Source organism: Acetobacter sp. KSO5 (assembly GCF_044094635.1).
GTDB classification, from domain to species: Bacteria; Pseudomonadota; Alphaproteobacteria; order Acetobacterales; family Acetobacteraceae; genus Acetobacter; species Acetobacter cerevisiae.
The window spans coordinates 2652074-2672167 of the sequence record NZ_CP172014.1 but is presented as its reverse complement, the minus strand read 5'-3'; the positions used below and the strand labels follow the sequence as shown (position 1 = coordinate 2672167).

Annotated in this window: 21 protein-coding genes; 5 read left to right on the top strand and 16 right to left on the bottom strand. The window is 57.0% G+C overall.

All coding sequences use genetic code 11. The features are described 5' to 3' along the window. Nucleotides 1-19: 19 nt before the first annotated feature. From ACHQGU_RS12070 to pqqA, 6 genes are all read right to left on the bottom strand, one after another. Nucleotides 20-673, bottom strand: a complete 654-nt coding sequence (locus tag ACHQGU_RS12070; protein ID WP_395495171.1) for a DUF2987 domain-containing protein — start codon at nt 671-673, stop codon at nt 20-22. Nucleotides 674-862: 189 nt separating this feature from the next. Further along, nucleotides 863-1954, bottom strand: coding sequence for a pyrroloquinoline quinone biosynthesis protein PqqE (pqqE, locus tag ACHQGU_RS12065; protein ID WP_395496431.1), 1092 nt, complete (start codon nt 1952-1954; stop codon nt 863-865). An 11-nt stretch (nt 1955-1965) separates the two neighbouring features. Further along, nucleotides 1966-2256 carry a pyrroloquinoline quinone biosynthesis peptide chaperone PqqD gene (gene pqqD / locus ACHQGU_RS12060; protein ID WP_062141737.1) on the bottom strand — a complete coding sequence of 97 codons (291 nt, stop codon included), beginning with the start codon at nt 2254-2256 and terminating at the stop codon, nt 1966-1968. Continuing rightward, a complete protein-coding gene (gene pqqC / locus ACHQGU_RS12055; protein ID WP_395495170.1) occupies nt 2253-2996 on the bottom strand; it encodes a pyrroloquinoline-quinone synthase PqqC in 744 nt (247 codons plus the stop codon). Before pqqC ends, pqqD begins: the two co-directional genes overlap by 4 nt. Continuing rightward, nucleotides 2993-3904 carry a pyrroloquinoline quinone biosynthesis protein PqqB gene (gene pqqB / locus ACHQGU_RS12050; protein WP_395495169.1) on the bottom strand — a complete coding sequence of 304 codons (912 nt, stop codon included), beginning with the start codon at nt 3902-3904 and terminating at the stop codon, nt 2993-2995. Before pqqB ends, pqqC begins: the two co-directional genes overlap by 4 nt. Nucleotides 3905-3973: 69 nt before the next feature. After that, complete coding sequence (gene pqqA / locus ACHQGU_RS12045) at nt 3974-4054, bottom strand: pyrroloquinoline quinone precursor peptide PqqA (RefSeq protein WP_043550231.1); 81 nt, start codon at nt 4052-4054, stop codon at nt 3974-3976. A 296-nt stretch (nt 4055-4350) separates the two neighbouring features. Between pqqA and ACHQGU_RS12040 the strand changes: the two genes are divergently transcribed. The 3 genes from ACHQGU_RS12040 (at nt 4351) to ACHQGU_RS12030 (ending at nt 7825) form a co-directional block, all read left to right on the top strand. After that, nucleotides 4351-5679: a lipopolysaccharide biosynthesis protein gene (locus tag ACHQGU_RS12040; RefSeq protein WP_395496430.1), complete on the top strand. Its 1329-nt coding sequence runs from the start codon at nt 4351-4353 to the stop codon at nt 5677-5679. A gap of 153 nt (nt 5680-5832) precedes the next feature. Next, a complete protein-coding gene (locus ACHQGU_RS12035; RefSeq protein WP_395495168.1) occupies nt 5833-6750 on the top strand; it encodes an ELM1/GtrOC1 family putative glycosyltransferase in 918 nt (305 codons plus the stop codon). 31 nt (nt 6751-6781) lie between these two features. Then, a complete protein-coding gene (locus ACHQGU_RS12030) occupies nt 6782-7825 on the top strand; it encodes a glycosyltransferase (protein WP_395495167.1) in 1044 nt (347 codons plus the stop codon). A 71-nt stretch (nt 7826-7896) separates the two neighbouring features. Here ACHQGU_RS12030 and ACHQGU_RS12025 read toward each other — a convergent pair whose 3' ends face one another. Next, the gene (locus ACHQGU_RS12025; RefSeq protein ID WP_061505948.1) at nt 7897-8106 is read right to left on the bottom strand and encodes a molybdopterin-binding protein; all 210 of its coding nucleotides are present in this window, start codon (nt 8104-8106) and stop codon (nt 7897-7899) included. A gap of 413 nt (nt 8107-8519) precedes the next feature. On the opposite strand from ACHQGU_RS12025, the gene ACHQGU_RS12020 reads away from it, so the two are divergent. Then, on the top strand, nt 8520-8795 hold the full coding sequence (locus ACHQGU_RS12020) for a hypothetical protein (RefSeq protein WP_395495166.1): 276 nt from the start codon (nt 8520-8522) through the stop codon (nt 8793-8795). A gap of 116 nt (nt 8796-8911) precedes the next feature. Further along, the gene (locus ACHQGU_RS12015) at nt 8912-9829 is read left to right on the top strand and encodes a hypothetical protein (RefSeq protein WP_395495165.1); all 918 of its coding nucleotides are present in this window, start codon (nt 8912-8914) and stop codon (nt 9827-9829) included. Between the two features lie 22 nt (nt 9830-9851). Here the strand turns inward: ACHQGU_RS12015 and ACHQGU_RS12010 are convergent, their stop codons facing one another. The 9 genes from ACHQGU_RS12010 to ACHQGU_RS11970 all read right to left on the bottom strand — a co-directional run bounded on the left by ACHQGU_RS12010 (nt 9852) and on the right by ACHQGU_RS11970 (nt 20093). Beyond that, nucleotides 9852-10040 carry a hypothetical protein gene (locus tag ACHQGU_RS12010; RefSeq protein WP_395495164.1) on the bottom strand — a complete coding sequence of 63 codons (189 nt, stop codon included), beginning with the start codon at nt 10038-10040 and terminating at the stop codon, nt 9852-9854. Between the two features lie 66 nt (nt 10041-10106). Beyond that, nucleotides 10107-10463, bottom strand: a complete 357-nt coding sequence (locus ACHQGU_RS12005) for a hypothetical protein (RefSeq protein ID WP_395495163.1) — start codon at nt 10461-10463, stop codon at nt 10107-10109. Between the two features lie 92 nt (nt 10464-10555). Continuing rightward, nucleotides 10556-10933, bottom strand: a complete 378-nt coding sequence (locus ACHQGU_RS12000) for a hypothetical protein (RefSeq protein WP_395495162.1) — start codon at nt 10931-10933, stop codon at nt 10556-10558. A 13-nt stretch (nt 10934-10946) separates the two neighbouring features. Beyond that, complete coding sequence (locus ACHQGU_RS11995) at nt 10947-11117, bottom strand: hypothetical protein (protein WP_156478001.1); 171 nt, start codon at nt 11115-11117, stop codon at nt 10947-10949. After that, entirely contained in the window at nt 11114-11671 is a 558-nt protein-coding gene (locus ACHQGU_RS11990; protein ID WP_395495161.1) for a lysozyme, read from the bottom strand. Before ACHQGU_RS11990 ends, ACHQGU_RS11995 begins: the two co-directional genes overlap by 4 nt. Before the next feature lie 89 nt (nt 11672-11760). Then, entirely contained in the window at nt 11761-12048 is a 288-nt protein-coding gene (locus tag ACHQGU_RS11985; protein ID WP_395495160.1) for a hypothetical protein, read from the bottom strand. A gap of 27 nt (nt 12049-12075) precedes the next feature. Beyond that, nucleotides 12076-12873, bottom strand: a complete 798-nt coding sequence (locus ACHQGU_RS11980) for a hypothetical protein (RefSeq protein WP_395495159.1) — start codon at nt 12871-12873, stop codon at nt 12076-12078. Next, a complete protein-coding gene (locus ACHQGU_RS11975; protein ID WP_395495158.1) occupies nt 12873-14486 on the bottom strand; it encodes a hypothetical protein in 1614 nt (537 codons plus the stop codon). The genes ACHQGU_RS11980 and ACHQGU_RS11975 overlap by 1 nt, the downstream gene beginning before the upstream one ends. 12 nt (nt 14487-14498) lie before the next feature. Continuing rightward, a complete protein-coding gene (locus ACHQGU_RS11970) occupies nt 14499-20093 on the bottom strand; it encodes a phage tail protein (RefSeq protein WP_395495157.1) in 5595 nt (1864 codons plus the stop codon). Nucleotide 20094 lies beyond the last annotated feature (1 nt).

Sequence of the window (20094 nt, the reverse complement as noted above, 5' to 3'; positions counted from 1 at the left end):
TTTAGTTTTTTGCAGGGGCTCACGCTTTCCGCTTCATGCTTGCATGGGGATCAAGCGGGATTTTTATGAGGACCTGACTGAACGCCCTAGTGCTGCGGAAGAGCGTATCACGCGGGTAGTCCTGCGGTCTGAATACAAAGGTTTGCGGCGTATCGCTCTGGTTATCCAGAAGAAGCTGGGACTGGTCATTCTTGACGGCCTCCAGTCGGCTATGCGGGGCGACCGAAACAATAAGCCGATGCGCATCCGGCAGCATAAAGGCGACAACCACCCCCACGACATCTTCCATGCAGTTATTGAGTTGCTTTAGCCAATGGCGGGCTTCGGCATCTGTGAACTGGTCCGGCTGAGGCGTTGCGACGGCAATCTGGAAGGTGAAACCGATAAATTCATTTGCAGTCAGGTTGGCCATTAAAGGCGGGTTTTCGGCCCATAGGGCCTTCGTCAGCGGCACAGTCAGTTCATCATTATCCGCATTGAATAGCGGGATGGGGCCGTTTTGGGTTTGCAGGTGCAGGCCGGAGGCTTTTAGCGGCGCATCCTCGGGCTGGAGCCGTCCTAGCACATGGAGCGAAAGATTGGCCCGGTCTTGTTCAGGGAATGCGTTAAAGCGGTTGAAGACGCGCGCGACGGCGCGGTAGGTCTGAACTTGTACTGTGCGCGTGGCATGCACTTCTATATTTTCAGGCTGCGATGTCTGGGCGTATGCTGGGGAGAAGTACGCCCCGCAACAGGTCATCAGGAGCGATAAAAGACTGAGTCTGCGCATTAAAAGCCGCCTCGCAGTATAAAAGGGACACCCCAAATCATACTGCTTCTTGTTTACCAAAACATGGACAATCTACGACTTGGGGAAAGCCTTTTAAACCGTATTACTATAGCGGCGGTAACGAAACGCTGGTGGTGTTGCAGGGCGCTCTGCAATTGCCTGCTCAATCCGATCATGCGCCGGGGCGCGGTGGCAGACTGGGTCCGTCGCGTTGGCTTGTCCGGCCAATGCCAGAGCCTGACAGCGGCATCCGCCCCAGTCATCTTCTTTAAAGGCACAACTCTGGCACGGCTGGGGCATCCAGTCCGTGCCGCGATACAGGTTGAACAGCGGCGAGTCCTGCCAGATGGCTTCAAGCGAGTCTTCTGCGACGGAGGGGAAGGTCAGCCCCGGAATGCTTTCCGCCGCATGGCATGGCAGCACTTTGCCGGAGGGCGAAATATTGAGGAAACGCTGCCCCCACCCGCCCATGCAGGGTTTGGGCCGTTCGGCGTAATAATCCGGGGTTACAAAATCAACCGCAAGTCGGTTGCCAAACCGGGTGCGTGCAGCCTCAACAGCCTGTTCCGTCGCTTCTAATTGCGCACGATCCGGCAGGAGGGCGTCCCTGTTGAGCAGGCCCCAGCCATAATACTGCGTATGCGCAATTTCGACCCGGCGTGCGCCAAGTTTCTCGGCCAGATCCAGCATGGCCGGAACACGTTCTGCATTTTGCCGATGGATCACAAAATTCAGTGTTAGCGGTAAACCGTCTTCTACAATCAGGCGAGCCGCTTCCAGCTTTTTGGCCTGAGCGCCTGCCATGCCGCCAATCCGCTCGCCTTCCTGCGCGTCCGCATCCTGAAAAGAGAGTTGGATGTGGTCCAGCCCGGCGTCAGAAAGCACTTTCAGACTGTCACGGTTCAGCAGCACGCCGGAGGTAATCAGATTGGTATAAAGCCCCAGAGATACCGCATGACGGACCAGATCAGCCAGATCAGGCCGGGCCATGGGTTCCCCCCCGGAAAAATGCACCTGCAACACGCCCATGGCCGCCGCTTCATCCAGCACACGCATCCATGTTGCGGTATCCAGTTCGCCTGCACGCGGGTCCAGCCGGAGCGGGTTGGAGCAATAGGGGCATTGCAGCGGGCAGCGATGCGTCAGCTCTGCCAGCAGGCTCATGGGGGGCGGGGCTTTGATCATGGCAGAACGGGTCATGCCAGCAGCAGAACCTGCTTGTCGGCCAGTTCCTGCGTCATGCTCAAAACATCCTGTGCAATGACATCACGCGGGGCAGAAAACTTGTCTGCAAGCTGGTCAATAATCTTCGCCAGAGAGCGTTTTCCGTTCACCAGTTGCAGAATTTCTGCCGCAACGGCATCGGCCAGAAACGCACGCTCTGGTGCCTGCACAAACCACTGTTCCCGCACGCGGTCATATTGCAGCCGTGTGCCACGGGCAAAGCGCGGCATACAGGTTTCCGCCAGAAGGGTGGCGGCTGTCATGCTGCATCCTCAGCCGGACGGAAAGCCCCCGGCGGAATGCGGGCGGGTGTGACATAGGCGTAATCCAGCGCATCCAGCATGGACCACAGAACGCCGCATTTGAACTTGAGCGCGCCAAGCACGGCCTGCTGTTCGGCCACAGTGCGGGCATGTTCCTTCACATAAGCCAGCGCAAAGGCCGAATCCTGCGGGGCCTGCGTCAGGCGCGGGGCGAAATAGGCCAGCGTTTCTTCCGTAATAAACGCATAGTTCCGTAGCATGCCGGACACACGTTCACTGATGATGGTGGGGGAGAACAGCTCTGTCAGAGAGGACGCAATGGCCTCCAGAATGGAGCGGTCTCGCACAAAATGCACATAAGCTTCCACGGCAAAGCGCGTACCGGGGAGCAGGCCGTCCAGCGATTCCACATACGCACGGTCAAGCCCCAAACCATCGGTCAGCTTCAGCCAGCGGGCTACGCCGCCTGTGCCGGGTTCAGTGCCGTCATGGTCAATCAGCCGCCGCCGCCATTCCCGCCGCAGCTCTGCGGTGGGCAGGCGGGCAAGCAGTGTGGCGTCCTTGGTGGGAATGCTGGCCTGATAATAATAGCGGTTCAGAGCCCAGGCCTGCACCTGCCCCTTGTTCAGCTTTCCATCATGCAAGGCACGGTGGAAAGGGTGCAGGTTGTGATACCGTTCCGCACCAATAGCCCGTAAGGCAGCTTCCAGTTCGTCGGGGGAAAGCAGCCGGTCTGTCATAGTGTTATCCTCATGCCATCATAGGCGACATCCCAGCCTGCCTCTTCAACCTGCCTGCGTTCAGGCGTGTCGGCTAACAGAATGGGGTTGGAATTGTTGATGTGGATGAGCACCTTGCGGCCTACGTTCAGCGGGCGGAAGGCGGCAATCGTACCATCCGGCTCATCCGCAATGGACATATGGCCCATACGGCGGCCTGTCTTGGCTCCAAGTCCGGCGCGGACCATCTCGTCGTCCGTCCAGAGCGTGCCGTCAAAAAATACCACATCGGCCCCGTTCAGGCGGTCACGCAGGGCATCGGTCATCATGGCGCAGCCGGGAATAAAGAGAGCGCGATGCTGGCCATCCGTCATGTCCAGCCCAATGGTTTCTCCGTTATTCATGATCTCAGCCGGGTTTTCCCCACGCTCAGCATAAAGCGGGACTTTACCGGGGACGGAAAATGGCGTGATGCTCAGATTGCCGGGCATTAGAGAGAGCGGCTGATCAAGCACCATGGTCTGACGTGGCACCAATGTGCGGTCCAGCGCATCAAAAATCGGGTTGGCGTCCAGCTGGGCCAGAACAGAGGCGGTGGCATAGAGTCCGTAAGCCTGCCGTTCCCGCATGGTCAGCAGCCCGGTAATGGCGTCAATCTCGCCACTCGTCAGCACCACACCGGCAATGGGGGTAGAACGCAAACCGTCTTTGGGGTGCAGGGCAGGGGTCTGGTTGATCTGCGCGCGCAGATCGGGCGAGGCATTGAGGATAAACCAGTGCTCACCATCCCCGCTGACGGCGAGGGACGCCTGCGTGCGGGCCGGGGCGTTTGGGTCTCCGGCGCGGGCGCGCTGGCAACCGGGGGCGTTGGAGTTCCACTGAGGAAAGCCGCCACCTGCGGCAGCGCCTAGAACAAGAAGATCAAGCATACGCGGCTTTTTAAAACAAAAATGCCGCCAGCGCGAACCTGATGCAGGTCGCGCTGGCGGCAGAAAGGCTTATTTCTTCTGGCCGCAAACGTAGCTGTTGATTTCAGCGCCAAGCGGGATTTCGGTGATTTTCGGTGTGGTCCAGGCCATGAGAACTCTCCGTTAATGGGTCATGTATCAGGCGGCCTCCTGTTCTGGCAAAAGAGCCAGAGGGAGGCTGGCCGCGCAGAAACGAGTGTGAGCAAAAGCCAGAAGGGTGCAACCCTGCACACAGAAATATGAGGTCTTTTTCATCCTTTTCACGGGAGTGTGAACAGGGATGCTTCCTGAACAGACGGCACACCAAAACGCGACGATTTGCTATTTCCGCCGCATGGCTTCTAAACACGGCCCGGCATGATGTGCCGTGCGCAGGCTATTTCAGGCGGGAGAAGGAAGCGTGAAGGCTGATGAATAGTCAGATCAAGGCGTTATTCAGACGGGTGTTTCGGAACACGGGCTATCTGCTGACAGGCAGAGGCGCCATGGCCGTGCTTGCGCTGGCCAGCACCGCTCTGGCCGTCCGTACGCTCGGGCTGGAGGATTACGGCATCCTGCTGCTGATGAGTTCCTTCGTCATGTCCTGCGCGGTGGCGACACGCTTTCAGGCCTGGCAACCTTTACTGCAATACGGCACCTCTCTTTACAAAGCTGCCGAGAAAAAACCGTTTCAGACTCTCTTCCGCCATTGCACCATGCTGGATGCGCTTGGCGCGCTCATGGGGCTGGCCGTAGCGCTTTTCTCCAGTATCTGGCTGGCGCATCTTTCCGGTTGGGCGGCCGCCTATGGGCATATTCCGCTGTGGTATATGACCGTCATCCTGTTCATGAACACGGGCTGCGCCATGGGTGTCCTGCGGCTGGCCAACCGGTATGAACTGGCGGTTCTGGCGGATACAGCCAGTTCTGTCGTCAAATTCGTAGGGTGCGTGACAGGGTTTTTCCTGCACTGGACGCTGCCGGCTTTTCTGCTGCTTTGGTACTGCTCCACGGCTGTAGCGTTTGTGCTGGATTATGGACTGGCCTTCTGGGTCATGGCGCGTTCTGACAAGCTGAAAGGGTTTCGGCTGGTCAATGTGCCGTGGCTCAGCCCGATTAAAGGGATCTGGCGCTTTACCTTTTCCACCAGTCTGGATCAGGCGCTCGGACGTCTGGGCTCCCGCCTGACGGTGCTGATTGTCGGCGCGGTTTTAGGGCCGGAAAACGCCGCCATTTACAATGTGACATGGCAGATTTCCGACGGCATGGCGCGCCCGGCGCAGATGCTCACGCCAGCTCTGTATCCGGAACTGGTGGCATTGCGGGATAAACGGGACTGGGCCTCCATCCGTCAGGTCACCAACCGTATTTTGCAGGCGCTGGCGATTTTTTCCGCTGTGGTGCTGGTTGTGGCTACGTTCGTCGGGCCGTGGCTGCTGCATCTGCTGCTGACTGTCCCGTGGACAGGCACCCGCACGCTGCTTTTGCTGATGACCGTGACCGCCATTCTGGACCTGTGGGACGTACCGCTTGAGCCGCTACTGGTGTCTCTGAACAAGGCGCATCAGATTCTGATCGGCCGCATGGTGACGATGTGTTTCTCGCTCCCGTTGCTTTATGTGCTGGCCAGCGCATGGGGTATGACCGGTGCGGGATTTGCAACCCTCTTAAGCGAGCTGGCCATTCTGCTGACACGTCTCGGTCCTTACCTTATTATGAACCGCAACAAATCATTTGAGGGCAAACCCGAAGCCTGAGACCTGTTCGGGAGCCAGAGCGCGAAAAGCCGGAGGTGTGACCTGAGCCGATCAGTTTTATCCGAGCCAGTCTGGATTCTGGATACAGGGCGGGTCGGAGAACAGGCACAGTGTCGGACGCTGGCGCAGGCGCTGGGGCTCCCCTTCCGGACAGTGCTGCTCGGTCCGGCTTTTTCGTCGCCAGCCCAGTGGCCAGAGACCGCAGGGCTGCGTCTTATTCTGTCTTTTGGGAATGCGGTGCAGGCGGCGTGTGCGTTACGGGCGTCCTGCGCCGTAAGGCCATTGGTGGTGCATATCGGCCGCCCTAGCCATGTTCCCGCCAAGGATCTGGATCTGATTATTCCGCTGCCGCAGGATGATTATCCTCCGGGGCCGAATGTTCTGAGAGTCTTGTGGCCCTTTAACGGGGCATCGCTCGCACCAAAACCTGAGAGCACGGAATGCCAGCGCCATGCGGGCACCATTGTGATGTATGGCGGCCCGTCCCGCCACTTCCGGATGGGGCTTGCGGAAACCCGCCGTCTGTTAATTTTTGCCCGCAAACTGGCGCATGCCAATCAGGAAGCACTGCACATCCTCACCAGTCCGCGAACACCGCCTGAAGCGGTGGCATGGATGCAGGAACAGGTGAAGACATACGGTGCCATCCTGCATGTCTTCCAGCCCGGTGAAGATGTGTTCGGCAGCTTTCTGAAAACTGGCAACCGATTTGTGGTGACTGCCGATAGTGCATCCATGCTGGCAGAGGCCTGGCGTAGCTGTGCGCCGGTCTGGCTGTTTCCTTTGCCGCAGCGCCAGACGCTCATGTCCCGATTGCAGCAGGGGGTGGACGCTCTGGGACTCCGGCCTCTTCGCTATTGGCTCATCACGCGAGGGATCCTGGGAAGTGGGGCCAACTTCACACACTGGCATCGCGCCCTGATCCGCTCAGGCGCGATCCGTTGTGTCGCCCCTTATCTGAGCGAGCAGGATTTACGCTGGGCACCAGTGCGGCATCAGGCCGATAAGGACCTTATGCGATGCCGGACCCGTATTCTGGCGCTCCCTAGTCTAAAAAAAGCATTATTGTAATGCGTCTCCAATCAACTGCGATGGAAAAAGCGTGACACATTCAGAAACCCTCACAGAACAGGCGATCCTGAACGGAACCTGCGCTGTGGTTGTGACCTATGGCAATCGGGTTGCTTTTGTTGAGCAGGTTCTGCATGCGGCGTTTCAGGCCGGTGTCGGGCACCTGGTTCTGGTGGATAACGGAACAGCCCCCGCAGTTGCAGAAAACCTGAAAGCCAGCGTGGGCATATGGGGCGCAGAGCAGGTGACGACTGTTCGGCTGGAGCGCAATGGGGGATCGGCGGAAGGGTTTGCCGCAGGATTTGCCGCCGCAGCACAAAGAGCGCAAACCCAACATATCTGGGCGCTGGATGATGACACCGTTCCCCATCCTGACGCACTCAAAGCTCTCGCCCGCACATGGCGGCTTATGGGTGGAAAACCCTCCTGCTGTCTGGCCAGCTTTCGTCAGGACAAGCGCACCTACATCAAGCTTGTTGAAAACAACAAACCCAACGCCATTCAGCCCAATTCCTTTTTTGGCTTTTCCGTTCAGGCTCCTTTTCAGAAAAAAACGGTCGCACTCTGGAAGAAGGACGGGCTGGAATGCCGCGCTATGGAAATGGGCGCCTATGGCGGCTTATGGTTTCATAAAGACTGGGTGCAGCATATTGGCCTGCCGGATGCACGTTTTTTTCTCTATTTTGATGATTATGACTATACATTACGCATAACCCGTAACGGAGGGGCGCTGTGGATGTGTCGCGACAGCGTTCTAAGGGACCTTGAGCAATCCTGGACACAGACCCCTTCTTGCCTTCATCCCTGGCTACAGGAGCAGCAAGGCATAATTCGTCCCTATTTCGCTTTGCGGAACCGCGTTTTTATTGAGCAAAACAGTAGAAATTGTAGGCTGATTTATAATCTCAATATGGTTCTGTTTCTGTTTATAAAAGTCCTGTGTCGCACCCCGCGCGGCGTCCTCTACCACTTTCAGCACCCCGTTAAAATGGTGCGCCGCTGGCGCCTGCTGGTCGGCGCAATCCGGGATGGTCTTTCAGGCAACTTTGAAAACAGGATTTTAAAAGACCAATAACTGGCCTGAAAAAAAAGCGGCAGGCCCTGAGGGGACATGCCGCTGATAGACGTCAAAAAACATTCAGGTGTTTATTCAACACCAATCATGACATCAGATGCCTTGATGAGTGCTGTCGCCTGCTGGCCAATTTTCAGGCCGAGATCTGCCACGGCTTCATTGGTGATGGATGCCATCATGACCGTCCCGCCCGGCAGTTCCAGACTGATATGAGAGGTTGTGGCCCCTGGCTGAATGGCGACAATTTTACCGGTAATCTGGTTACGTGCGCTAATTTTCATCAGATGATCCTCCTCAGGCTTCTATCTCTTTAGACTATAAGCGCTTGCCCGTTCGTCGGGGAGGTGTTGCTAGTGAATGGCAGATACTCCTGATAAGACGCAGAGCGGGAGGTGTGAAAAATTTGTGTAAAAAGTGTTCACTCTTTACAATTTTCTTCAATTTAATCAGTGGGTTATAAAGGCGGGTGGTGGAGCTAAGGGAAGGGGAATAATCCAATCATAACAATACGTTAGAATGGAAAAGCCTTCAAAAACGAGCCATTTAATATCAATGAGTTACGCCTCCATTGTAAACTGACGCTTGCCTTCCAGCAGGGATGCGTTGGGTAGATCCCTTTGCGCTTAGATATCACTTTGATCTTGACTGCCTCACACTCAATGTTCTCTTTATGTTCTCATTATGGAGGCAGTGCATGACAGGATATGCAGGAGACAGAACGACAGGATTCGCATCGCCCGCAGCGGACGCGATTGAGGGACCGATTGACCTATCCGAAGTGCTGGATCTGCGTAGGCCCAGCCGTTACCCGGTTCGCGTACGTGGCGCGACGTTCGCCGCGCGCGGGATTCTGGATGGTGATGTGCTGATAGCGGACACGGCTGGCCAGCAGGCATCCGGGCAACTAGTGATCGCCTGCGCTGCGGGACAGGTTCTTCTACCTCAAAGAATGAGTCCTGAGCCTAATTAGCAGAATTTAGATTTCCCATTGCCTAGAATCGGATTCATAAGAAACTATTACCTTTAGTTCACTATGTATCTGATATAGGTCAAATATTTTTGAAAATAAGAAGGAGTAAATTTAAAGTGTCAAATCAAAAAGATGTTGTTGTTGATGTTGATGGTGAAAGAAAAAAACTATTCACATTGGTATTCCAACCAAATTCTGATGATGTGACAATTATATTCCCAAAAGATTCTAGAGATGGTATTTTTGAAGATAATGTTTATTTTGGAAAAAATAATGATGATATAATAAAGAATCTACATATTTCTATACATTATGCATATAGAGTGGATGGTGAAAGTAAAATAACATACAAAAAAATTATAGAAAATGAAAAAGACGGAAGCAAAAAGCATGAAAAAGCAGATGGTGTGACGAAAGCATTAAAGCTGGGCTCTGGAGCATGCTATGTATATTCAAGGTTATGCTCTGCGATGGACGGAGAAAATTATAAGTCTAAAAGAGAACAAGAAGTTCGCTTGAATCCATACAGCAAATATTTTAATACAAATTATTTTAGTATAATTGCTGCAAATAAAAATTTTAAAGTTGAAAATAAACATAAAATAAATAATAGGGATATAAATATTTTAAAGATAGAATGTAGAAAATTTGACATATATGTTTTTCAATCAATTCTGGATATCCCAAGTTGTGGCAGTTATTATGAGGCATTTAAAATGACGATCGGTCCAAATGATTTTGAAAAATTTGGAATTACGACTGAACAAGCTGAAAATTTGAAAAATTCTATGAGTTTGAAAGAATGTATATCCACACATAAGCATACCTGTATGAGTATGCTTGAAGCATTACGTAAATCTTATGATAGGTTATATAAGTATTCTCCCGATAAACATTTTCCAAATATTAGGGAGGTAAGGTTTTACTCACTTCTCCCTTTTGTAAGAATGACAAAGGAAAATGGTGAAGAAATAGATATTCCCCACGTAAGCTTGCCATTTTTATACCAATATAAGAGATCCATTTTTGAGTGATGGATCTCTTAGGCAATAATCGTCAGTTAGACTGCACCTTCGCGTTTGCAGCATCAAGCGCAGCCTCAGCTGCCAGCCATTCCTCGTGCGTGGGGGCGCGGCCCTCTTTGATGGGGGCCAGCAGGCTCTTGATATCGGATACGATGCTGGGCGCAGCCTCTGCCAGCTGCTCGATGGCGGAGACGGCGATAGCGAGATATTCGGGGTTCATGGCGTTCTTCCAAAAAATAGAAAAGAGAAGGATGCCGGTATTACTGGACACCCTTAGTGCGGCTGATTAGCTGGCCGGCAGCAGCTTCTGCGCAGCCTGAAACGCTGCCGTAGCAGCCTCAACCTCAGCCTCAGACAGCGGATCACCAGCATCAGCTGCGGTCTGGAGCGGCTTGATTTTGTCGTGTGCAATCTGGAATCCGTCTTTAACTTTGGACACCACAGCCGGATCTGCTGCCGGGTTGCGCTCATAAGCCACAGCGAGATCCGCAGCGGCATCATAGGAGGCACCCAGCGCAAGCACCGTCTGCTGGCGCTTGACCTCAGCCGAGGCATTCGCGTCATTTTTGCAGGCAGCCAGGCTGACGCAGGACAGAAGCAGCGTACCAGCCAGTGCGCTACGCAGGAGAGATTTGGTTTTCATCTGGGCATTTCCCATAAAAAAAAGCCGCCTCAGCGGGCGGCAGAAAAAAGGAACGGCAGGACGTATGAGGCCGGGAGTGCCGGCCCTACCATTCAGGACGGCTTAGCTGCTGTGCTGGACTGAGACGCCAGGACAGAGGCCGCAGTGGCCAGCAGCGCACCACCGGGCACGGTATCCGCAATGATCTGCGTGGCGGCCGGCCCGATGTCTTTATGCGTGCTGAGGGCATGGACAACCTTGAGCAGATCATCCCGCTCACCGGCAATACGGTTGAGCAGCGTGGATTCTGTCGAGACAGTCTGCCCGCTGCTGTCGCTCGCCAGGAGCGGCAAACAGACTGCCAGCAGACCGACAGCAGCGCCGTCCGGCAACACGCCAAACCATGAGGCAACGCCAGTGCCAAGGATGATGCCACCAGCAAAGAGGGTGGTCGGCTGACGCAGATATGCGCCGACTTTGGAAAGGTTCATGGCCTTCTTTCTGTTACTGGCCGCCACGCAGGGAGGCGGGCAGGGTGTTGATATCCACGCGCTCAATAATCAGCGCATCAGGGTGATGGGCGATCATGCGCGCCAGCTGCGGGAGCAGACGCGCCAGCAGCTTGTCTGTCAGGCGTTCAATATCGCGGTCTGACAGACCTTCTTTTTCGGTCATGCAGTCTCCTTAATACGGCTCATTTCTGCCGCGTTGAGCTGATCTGCTGATGGTGGAGTAGTTGGAGCCGGAGAAGCCGGCACATGCCCGCTGGTTGCCCCGGTATAAACCAGCCACTCCGCATGCCTGCGGGCTGTCAGGCCGGGCAGGGTAATCAGGTGGCCATTCTTATGGGCATGATCCCAGAGCAGGAGTTGCTCACCGGCAGCAATATCCTGCCCGCTGTTGAGCAGACGGATGAGGCTGGACCCGGCAATGGCCGATGTGCCCAGGTTAAACTGCCAGTCCAGCAGCGCACCCTCTTTATTGGGGGTTAGGGTCACATGGACGAGTTGCCGCAGTTTGTAGCGTAGTCCTGCCAGGGTCAGCATAAGCAGAGACTCAGCCTGCACTGTTGTAATGGCAGGCGTATGGGCAGTGACGGCGGACCCGTTGGCCAGGCAGCGGTTGCCGTAGCCGATGGTCCAGTAACCCGCCGGACAAATATAAGGCTTGAGGCGCAGGCCCTCATATTCGCGGGCGAGACCCGCCGCGATTGTGATGGAGTCATTCATTAGGGATTCCAGATGCAAAAAAGGCCGCACGTGGCGGCCCGTTTGGGTTTGGCTGAAAACTGGTTTTCGGCTTTATCGGCTGATAAAAACTATGGAGCAGAACCCAGCCCAAGCAGGTGCATGATGCTCTGGGCAAATCCCCAGCCAACACCAATACCACCAGTGAGCAGAAACGAGCGCCAGCCGATCAGCTCCTTGAGCTTGATCGCGATATCATCCAGCCGCTTATCAATACTCTTGATGTCGGTCTGCGTGCCTGACTGGCTGGCTTTAACCAGGACCATATCGGCCTGCAAATCGCGTACGTGAGAGTCCAGCGCACCAAACTCCCCCCGCGTGATGTAGTCCTGCGGGGGAGGGTAAATTGTGTCAGGCATTGCTTTCCCAGGCATAAAAAAAGCGGCTCAAAGCCGCTCTGTGATGGTGAATGAGGTCTGCTGCCGCAGCGCTGCCCCGTAAGGGTTTGTCAGGTCGCCGCGCTGGATGCGCCCGTACAGGGTGCGCATGTTCAGCGTGGGCGGATCAGCTGCCGGGTCCGGCACAAAGAGCACGTTGGTTCCACTGGCCGCCAGCCAGGCGATTTGCTCCAGCACTGGCACGTCCGCCAGATCCAGCGATTCATGGTCCACGGCTGCCTTGCGCCGCATGTAGCCGGTCGTCACAAACTCAGCCCCCGCCATGCCGGTATTGATCGTCTGCCCGGTATCCATGCCGGTGGTCGATTTGGTGCTCATATTGCGCACCGGCTGCCAGATCGGCCCGACATAGGCCAGCGCGATAGCAATGTAACTCTCTGGCACGGTGCCATTGGACGTCACGGTGATTTTGACCGTATCGGCCGTGATGGGTGTCGGAGCCACATGCACCAGCTGGGCCGGGCCAACCCCACTCAGCGTGGCAAAGCTGCCTGATGCCGAATAGACCTGATTGCCGCCATTTGAGGCGACGATCTGCCATGTGGCACCCTGCCCAAGATTGGTCCGCCCCACAAAAAAGGCCTGCATCTGCTGGGCAGGCCACCATCCGGCCTGAAACCATGCCGTTTTGTTGGTATCACCCACGGACCAGAATGCGGCTGTGTTATTGCCCTGGTCCGTCGCCACCTGACTGACGCCAAACTGCGCCAGCCCGTAATAAGAGGCTGACCCTGTCAGGGATGCTATCTTGAGCAGATTATTCAGCCCGAACGCGCAGTTTGCCATCAGACCAGCACCGTGAAGGTGATTTCGTCAGGGCTGGAACCGCGATAGGATTCCCCCACGACCAGACCGCCGACCCCGTCGCGCAGGCCGTCCACATTGGCAAAAAGCATCATCTCAGAGCCTATCTTGTAATCGGAGATCCGGGCAAACGGCACGGTGACATAAAACAGCCGCCTGTCCGGATAGGTCCAAAGTCTGTTGATTACGTCCGCCACCACCTGCGCGGCCGCAGCACTCTGGAAGGCCGTCAGCACATCTGGCGGGCTGACAACCTCCAGCGTCGGGGCGTCTGTGCCCACGGTTACGGCGGACCGCTCGGTGCTGATGGTCGCACTGATGGCGCTGGGGCTGACGTTGCTGCCCGTCAGAACGGTATAATTCCGGGCATAGGTGCAGCGCCCGCAGGTCAGCGGCAGGACCAGTTCTGAGGGCAGATCTGTCTGCCGGATCTCAATCACTTCTTCCGGCCGCACGGCCAGCTTGCCCCACAGGTTGGGCACCAGCGTCAGGAACGTGGGCGTGATGCCAATCAGCCGCAGGGTGCCGTCCCGGTCATAGGTCAGTTTGCGCAGTGTGCCCTGCAGGAGTGCCGTGACCATATCGGCCCCGGTGTAGCTGCTGCTGCCATCCCAGTAGGCCCCGGCATCACTCGCCACAGCCTTGCCTGCGGCTGCATCAAACGGGTCTGCCCAGTCCGATGCAATGGACGCTGCCGGAATGCCGATATCCTGCACCAGCGCCTGATGCACCAGATCGTGCAGCCTGGAGACGTGTGTGCCATCCGGAAACAGGCCGGTGGCGCTCGCCGTGATGGTATAGACAGGCGTGCCGCCCAGCCGGAAAAAGGTGCCGCGTTGGCCGGTCTCGACCACGTAATGCCCGGCTGCCGGATCTGTGGCGGTGATATCCGACACAGTGCCTGCGTAGGACCAGCTGCCGGCTGTTGAACTGCTGGACCATGCGCCAGGCACGCCGCCCTCCATCACCGTTATATTCGGGATGGGCGTTCCGGAGACGTTGACGATCTGCACCGGCGCATCTGAAATCTGGTAGATCTGATTGACGCTATCCACACAGACAGGCGTGATATTGTAAGCGTAGCCCCGCAGCTTCGGCTTGGCCTTGCCCGTCAGCGTCGTGCCACCTTCCACCCCGCCCGTGCCGGCGTAAGTTTTGAGCGGCAGCGACCGGCTGAGCGCCGCAGGCCCGGAGAGCGTTAGTGTGCCCTGCGTGTCTCCGGTGCGCCATGCTGAGGCACCGCCGGCAAAAAGCGGCACACAGTCAGACAAGGCTGGATCCTGCCACCAGCCGCGGCCGGGATCGTAAGTCCGCAGGCCGGTATGGAGCGCGATGTCGGCCGTGTAGTTTTTGACGTCACAGGACGTGGCGACATCCGGCTCCAGATTAACCGTCATCTGCCCGAAAGTCTGGGTCAGGCCGGTGCCGGAAATGGTGATATCCAGTTCCCGGTCCATGTCCGGGCAGGCAGACAGATACGGCGGATACGGAATATGCGCGACCGTATCCACAAACCCCGTATCAGACAGATAGGTGGTCGTGCGGGAGGCCACCGGCCCGAAAGCCAGTGACCCCAGAAAGCAACGCTGTTGCATGGTTTTCCCTTATCAGGCCGCAGCCTTGCTGTTCTGGAAGCGGATTTCAGAGAGAAGTTGCCGCACGGCCGCCAGCAGAAGCTGCTGGTTTCCAGCCAGCGTGGCCGTCTGGTCTTCAGCAATCTTGCGCATGGCGTCCGCCGTCAGATCCCCGGTGCCAAGATTGCCCAGGGCCTGAAGCATGGTGACGATCTGCTGATAGTCCGTCGTGTAGCCAATACCCCCGCCGTTCAGCGTTTTGCTGAGAGACAGGAACGTCTGCATGTCACTCTGGACAGAGCCCAGCGCGGTGCTGTTCCCACCCAGAGCGGCCTGATAGTCCCCTTGCAGATTGTCATTGGCTGCCTTGTACTGATCCGCAACCGACAGTGGCGACGCATCCGACGTGCTTAGACCCTTGGCATATTCCGTCAGGCTGCTGAAGGTAGAGGCCAGAGACTGGTTCGCCTGACTAGTCGCCTCAGCCGCTTTTTCCGCATAGCTCTGCTGGATCTGCAGGCGCTCGGCCGCCTGTGTTTTCTCCAAGTTGGACAGCTGCTGCTGATAGGTCACGTTATCCGCATAGTTGTCGCCCAGATAGGACTGCCATTCCTCCTGGAGAGACTGGATAGCCTGCGCCGAACTCACCTGCTGGTTGAGCAGGTCAGCGCCCTGCTGATCCCCGGTTGCAGCCATGTAGCGCGCCGTCACGGACTGGTCCGACTGTTCCAGTTTCGTGTTTTCATTGGCGATCATCATGGCGGCAATGGCGTTGCCTTTATCCAGCAGGTTCTGAGCGTCCACACCGTAAGATGCCGCCGTGTTGGCCGCGTCCTGGTATTTCTGCTTCAGGTCCGCCACCTGTTGCAGCAGGCTTTCAGATCCGGCCGTGGTGACATTCATGAGCCCCGGCATGGTGGTGCCGAAAAACTCCTGAATGGCCTCGAACTTGCTCTGCAGATCGTCCGTGCTGAGCGTCTTGCCGTCCAGTGTGGACAGGGCCGTGGCCATGTCCCCCGTGTAGCCGTTGAAGTGATCAATGGTCACATGGCTGGCATCATCAAATCGGTTGACGGAGACTTTCATACCGTCCAGCGTATCCGCCAGTGTTTTCAGGCTTTCAATGTCCTGCGTGTAGGTGCTGACGCTGTCAAAAGACGTTGGCATCAGCTGTTGCAGGGCCATGTTCAGCGTCGGGTCAGAGCTGTTCAGCTTCATGTCCGGCAGCAGGTCTTCCAGCGTCGTCTGGCTGGTTTTGCTCCCTTTTTTGTAATGGCCAACAGCACCGAACGAACCATCATCCACAGTGATCCCGGCCGCTCCGAGAACGTCATTGACCGTGGTAATGTCCTGGACAAGTCCGGCCGTCACGTCATTGGTAGCCCGCTTGACCCGCGTTCCCCCGGTGGCAAGCTGACCATTCGTGGCGATCACGTCCGTATAGGCATAGTGGCTTTTGGCAAACAGGCCCTTGAAGGCATTGTAAATCATCGTCCCGATGCCAACAGCTGCCCCGGCAATCCCGGCATAAGAGCCGATCGTGCCCACAGCGCTGCCCAGACTGCTGAAAATACCGCTTCCATCCGCAGCTTTGCCTGAAAACAGGTTATCCAGAGCGGACGCCTGCTTCACGCCCGCCAGAGACATGACATCCCCGGTCGGTGCCCAGCCGGAACTGGGCATCGCACTCTGCGTGACCTCATTCCGGTAGGCCTGCTGCTGCCCGACCGACAGGCCGGACAGAGACCCCAGAACACCCAGAGACGAACTGCCGGACGATCCGCTGCTGGAGAGCAGGTTTGTCACGTCTGTCAGCGTGGTGCGGGTGCCGCCATCAATGGAATTGAGCATCGGATTGATCAGCGCGAACTTGACCAGGAGAGAGGCAATCTGTGTCTCCACACCTTTGAGCATGCTCTTGAAAGACATGCCGCTGGATGTGCCCTGGACAAAGCCCTGCGTGATATCGCTGCTCAGTTCGTCCGCCATGCCAGACAGGCTGCCCGTGACATCCTGAAGCACCTGCTGCTGCCGCTCATACTCGGCAGAGGCCTGCGCAATCTGGGTTGTCAGATCGACATATTCCTGCGCCTCCGGTGGGAGCACAGCACCATATTGTCGGTGCTTCTCCAGCTCTGCCTGCATCTGCGCCAGCATGACTTTGCGGGCATCAGAATTCATGCCGATGCTGTTAGTTTCTGCCTGAATGAGAGACAGATTATCCTTTAACGCGGCGTTCTGCTGGACCTGCTGCGCCTTCTGTTGCGCATCAGACAGGCTATTCAGCGCGGTGGTGCGCTTTTTGACCGCATCGGCAAACTGCTGCGAATTGGGGTCGAAGTCCTCCAGAGCCTCGTTATAGGCCTGCTGATAGTTGGTAGCGTGCTGGATATCCTGAGCGGATTCCCCGGCAACCGATGCAATGGCCTGCTGAGCCTGCGCCTGCCGCTGGACGGCTACGGTGCCGTCATTATAGGCGGCAGCAAGCTGCTGCTGTTTGGCCCGCAGCGCCTCAGAGAGTGCGGTCTGATCGACCCCGGTGCCACGGGCTTCGGTGCCGAACTGAGCGACCACCTCGGCCATGCTGCGCCAGTAGCCGGTCTGGGAATTAAGACTTGCCCCCTGATCCTTCAGACCCTGCGTGATCTGCTGTTGAGGGCTGAGGGTATTAGCCAGGGCAATCCGGGCCGTGGTGATATGCTCAGCCGTTACCGTCCAGTCTTCACCAGCTTTTTTCTGAGAGTCTTCCAGCTTTTGCTGAGACTCAATATAGGCCTCAATTCCCTTGCGGCTTTCTGTCCAGCTGCTGGCGCTATAACTGCCCGCAGCATCTGCAGCCCCACCCGTCAGGGAGCGCTGATCATCAATAACAGCGGCAGACTTTGCATGATCATCTGCCGCAGATCCTGAAGTTGGCTTGACGTTGCTATATGTCTGGTCCTGCCACTGTTTGCCGCTGCTTTCAGCCAGAGAGATCAGCTTTGCGAAGTTGACCAGTCCCTGACTGTAACCCAGCTTTTGGCCTTCTGTATCGAAGTGTCCAGATACCACCGGAGACAGATTGCTGAGAGACTGCTTTCCTACCAGATTAAGGTAAGACTGGGCCGCAGCCGACCCCGGCTTTGCACCGTTGTAAAGGGCAGCGGCGCTATTGAGATCACCATTCATCTGCTGCGCGAAATTGTTCAGGCGGTATAGGCCTTCATCAATATTTCCATCCAGCGTTGTCGGATCATACTTAGATTTATAATCCGTATTGATCTGCATCAGGCCAACCATCTCCGGATGGGCCTTGTTGACCGTCAGGGACGTTCCGGAGACGTCGCCAGAGGCCGATGCCGGAGCCGTTCCCGGCGCATAGTGCCAGTCGGCATCAGTCGTTTTCCCCTGTGCCATATTGAGATACGTTGTGACCGTATTCAACAGCGTGGTGCCCAGTGCTTCGGAAAAATCCTTGATCTTGTCGATCACCGGATCAGCCGATTTCTTAAGGTTCTCCATCGCCTGCTGGAGCGGCGTCAGCCCTTGCTCATAAGCTCCTTTGGTTGCCGCTGTCAGCGCCCCCATGACCAGGGCATAGGCCTCCCCCTGCTTGCCAGCTGCTTGCAGGTTTTTGACCTGCTCCACCAGCGCCAGATCCACACCGGGCAGATGCTGCTTATACAGAGCCTCAATCTCGGCCTTCGGATCTTCCATAGCGGTGTTGACCGCCTTCAGCCCATCTTCCAGAGAGCCAAATACGGCGCCAATATCCCGCGCCATGCCCGCAATGGACTGAATATCCGTTGAGGTGCCGGTAAAATTGTAGGTGCTGCCGATGCTGGTGGCAGCCGTGCGGGCCGTGTCGTCGCTCCAGCCGGGCTGACTGCCCAGCTCTTTGGAAGCGGACGTGACAGTGCCGGCCATGTCTGCGGCATCAGACCGCGTAGCGCGCAGCTGCTGGCTCAGCTTAGCGAGCTTTGATTCCTCACTTTCGGCATAAGCCCCCATTTTATAGAGAGCGAGACCAGCGCCGGCAGCGGCAGCCGCCAGACCGACCGGGCCATAAAGCAGCCCGGTGATACGCTGGATGGAGGGGCCAAGACCGCCCATGATCTGCACCGCATTGGGTGCCTCATAAAACAGCGCCTGAAGCGGGTTCCCGCCCGCCAGAACCATGTCAAAAAACTTATGGGCTTCGTCGGCAATCTGGCCGATCTGATAGGATTCCAGCTTTGCAAGGTTTCCGCCCTTGTTCTCGGACTCTGTCAGTGTGTTGTTCGCCTGGGCAGCCTCCAGCAAAGCATCCCGCTGCTTCTGGAGCGCCTGCACGCGCTGTTCCGCATCCTGCAGGATGGCGCTTTTCACAGTGCTGTCCATCTGTGTATCCGGAACAGCATCGGCCTGCGCTTTCAGGTCATCCAGCCGATCTTCCGCAGACGCCAGCTGAAGCAGCGTGCGGGCCAGCTGGCTGCTTGACCGGGCCGTGCGCAGCATACTGGTGGCGCTGCGATCAGCCCCCGCCTGCAAGCCCGTAAAGGCGGCAGCTTCGGCACGCTCCAGTTCCACCATTTCGCCCGCAGTCAGGCCTGCCGCGTTTTTAATAGCGGCCAGTTCTTCCTGCATGTCTTGGCTCTGCTGACCGCCAGCAGAAACAGACGGCGCGGAAACAGCAGCAGGGCTGCTCACGGCCGCCGTATCGGAGCCGCTGGCCTGAGACGGGCTCAGAGTGTCCTGTGCTGCCTTCAGCTGGCGCACCCGGTTCTGCTCTTCGGTCAGGTCGGCTGAGGTGCGCTGGATCTGCGCATCAATCTGCGCCAGATCCTCCCTGAGCGCAGAAGTGTCCAGCCCTTCAGAAACAGCTTTTTGAGCCTGGTCCCGCAGGCTTTCCTGCAAGGCACTCAGCCGGCTCAGCTCTGCCGTCAGATCCGTAATGCTGGCAGACCCACGCGAGCCAAGCGCTTCCAGAGAGTCCAGCGCCCCGGTTGCGCCCTCAGTCACGGTCTGGGAGGCTGCCCCCGCAGCTTCATCCATAGACTTCCAGCTGCGCGCTGCATCAGAGAGCGCACTGCCCTGTTCCTGCGTCTGGGCGATCCCGGCGGCCGTGGCAGCGTTGGTTTTGGTCTGCGCCTCAGTCTGGCTGTCCAGAGCGGCCCGCAGACCATTCAGAATGGCATTACGCTCACCCAGAGCACCATTCCATGCGTTCTCTGAAACAGCGGCCGCCCGCAGGCGTGTCTGCACCTCTTCCAGTTCACCGGCCACGCGGCTGATTTCAGCATCGACCTGCGCAAGCCCCTTTGTGGCTCCGCTGGCGTCCACCCCGGCAGAAAGCGCCTGCTGAGACTGCGCCCGCAGGGTGTCCTGCATGCCGCTCAGGTGCGTCAGTTCTTTGGTCAGTTCGCTTACACGCGCAGCCGCACGGGTGCCAAGGTCGTCAAAAGAGGTGACGGCCCCGGCAGCCCCTTCTGCCAGCGTTTTAGTGGCTGTGCCGCTGGCCTCACCCATGCCGGACATGACATCAGTCAGAGAGACGCCACGCGCCTCCACAGCATCCAGATTGCGCAGCGCGCTGGCTGCACCTTCGGCCGTTTCGTCACGGGTGGTGACGATAACTTCCAGCTGTTCGACCTGATCCTGCCCTGCCATG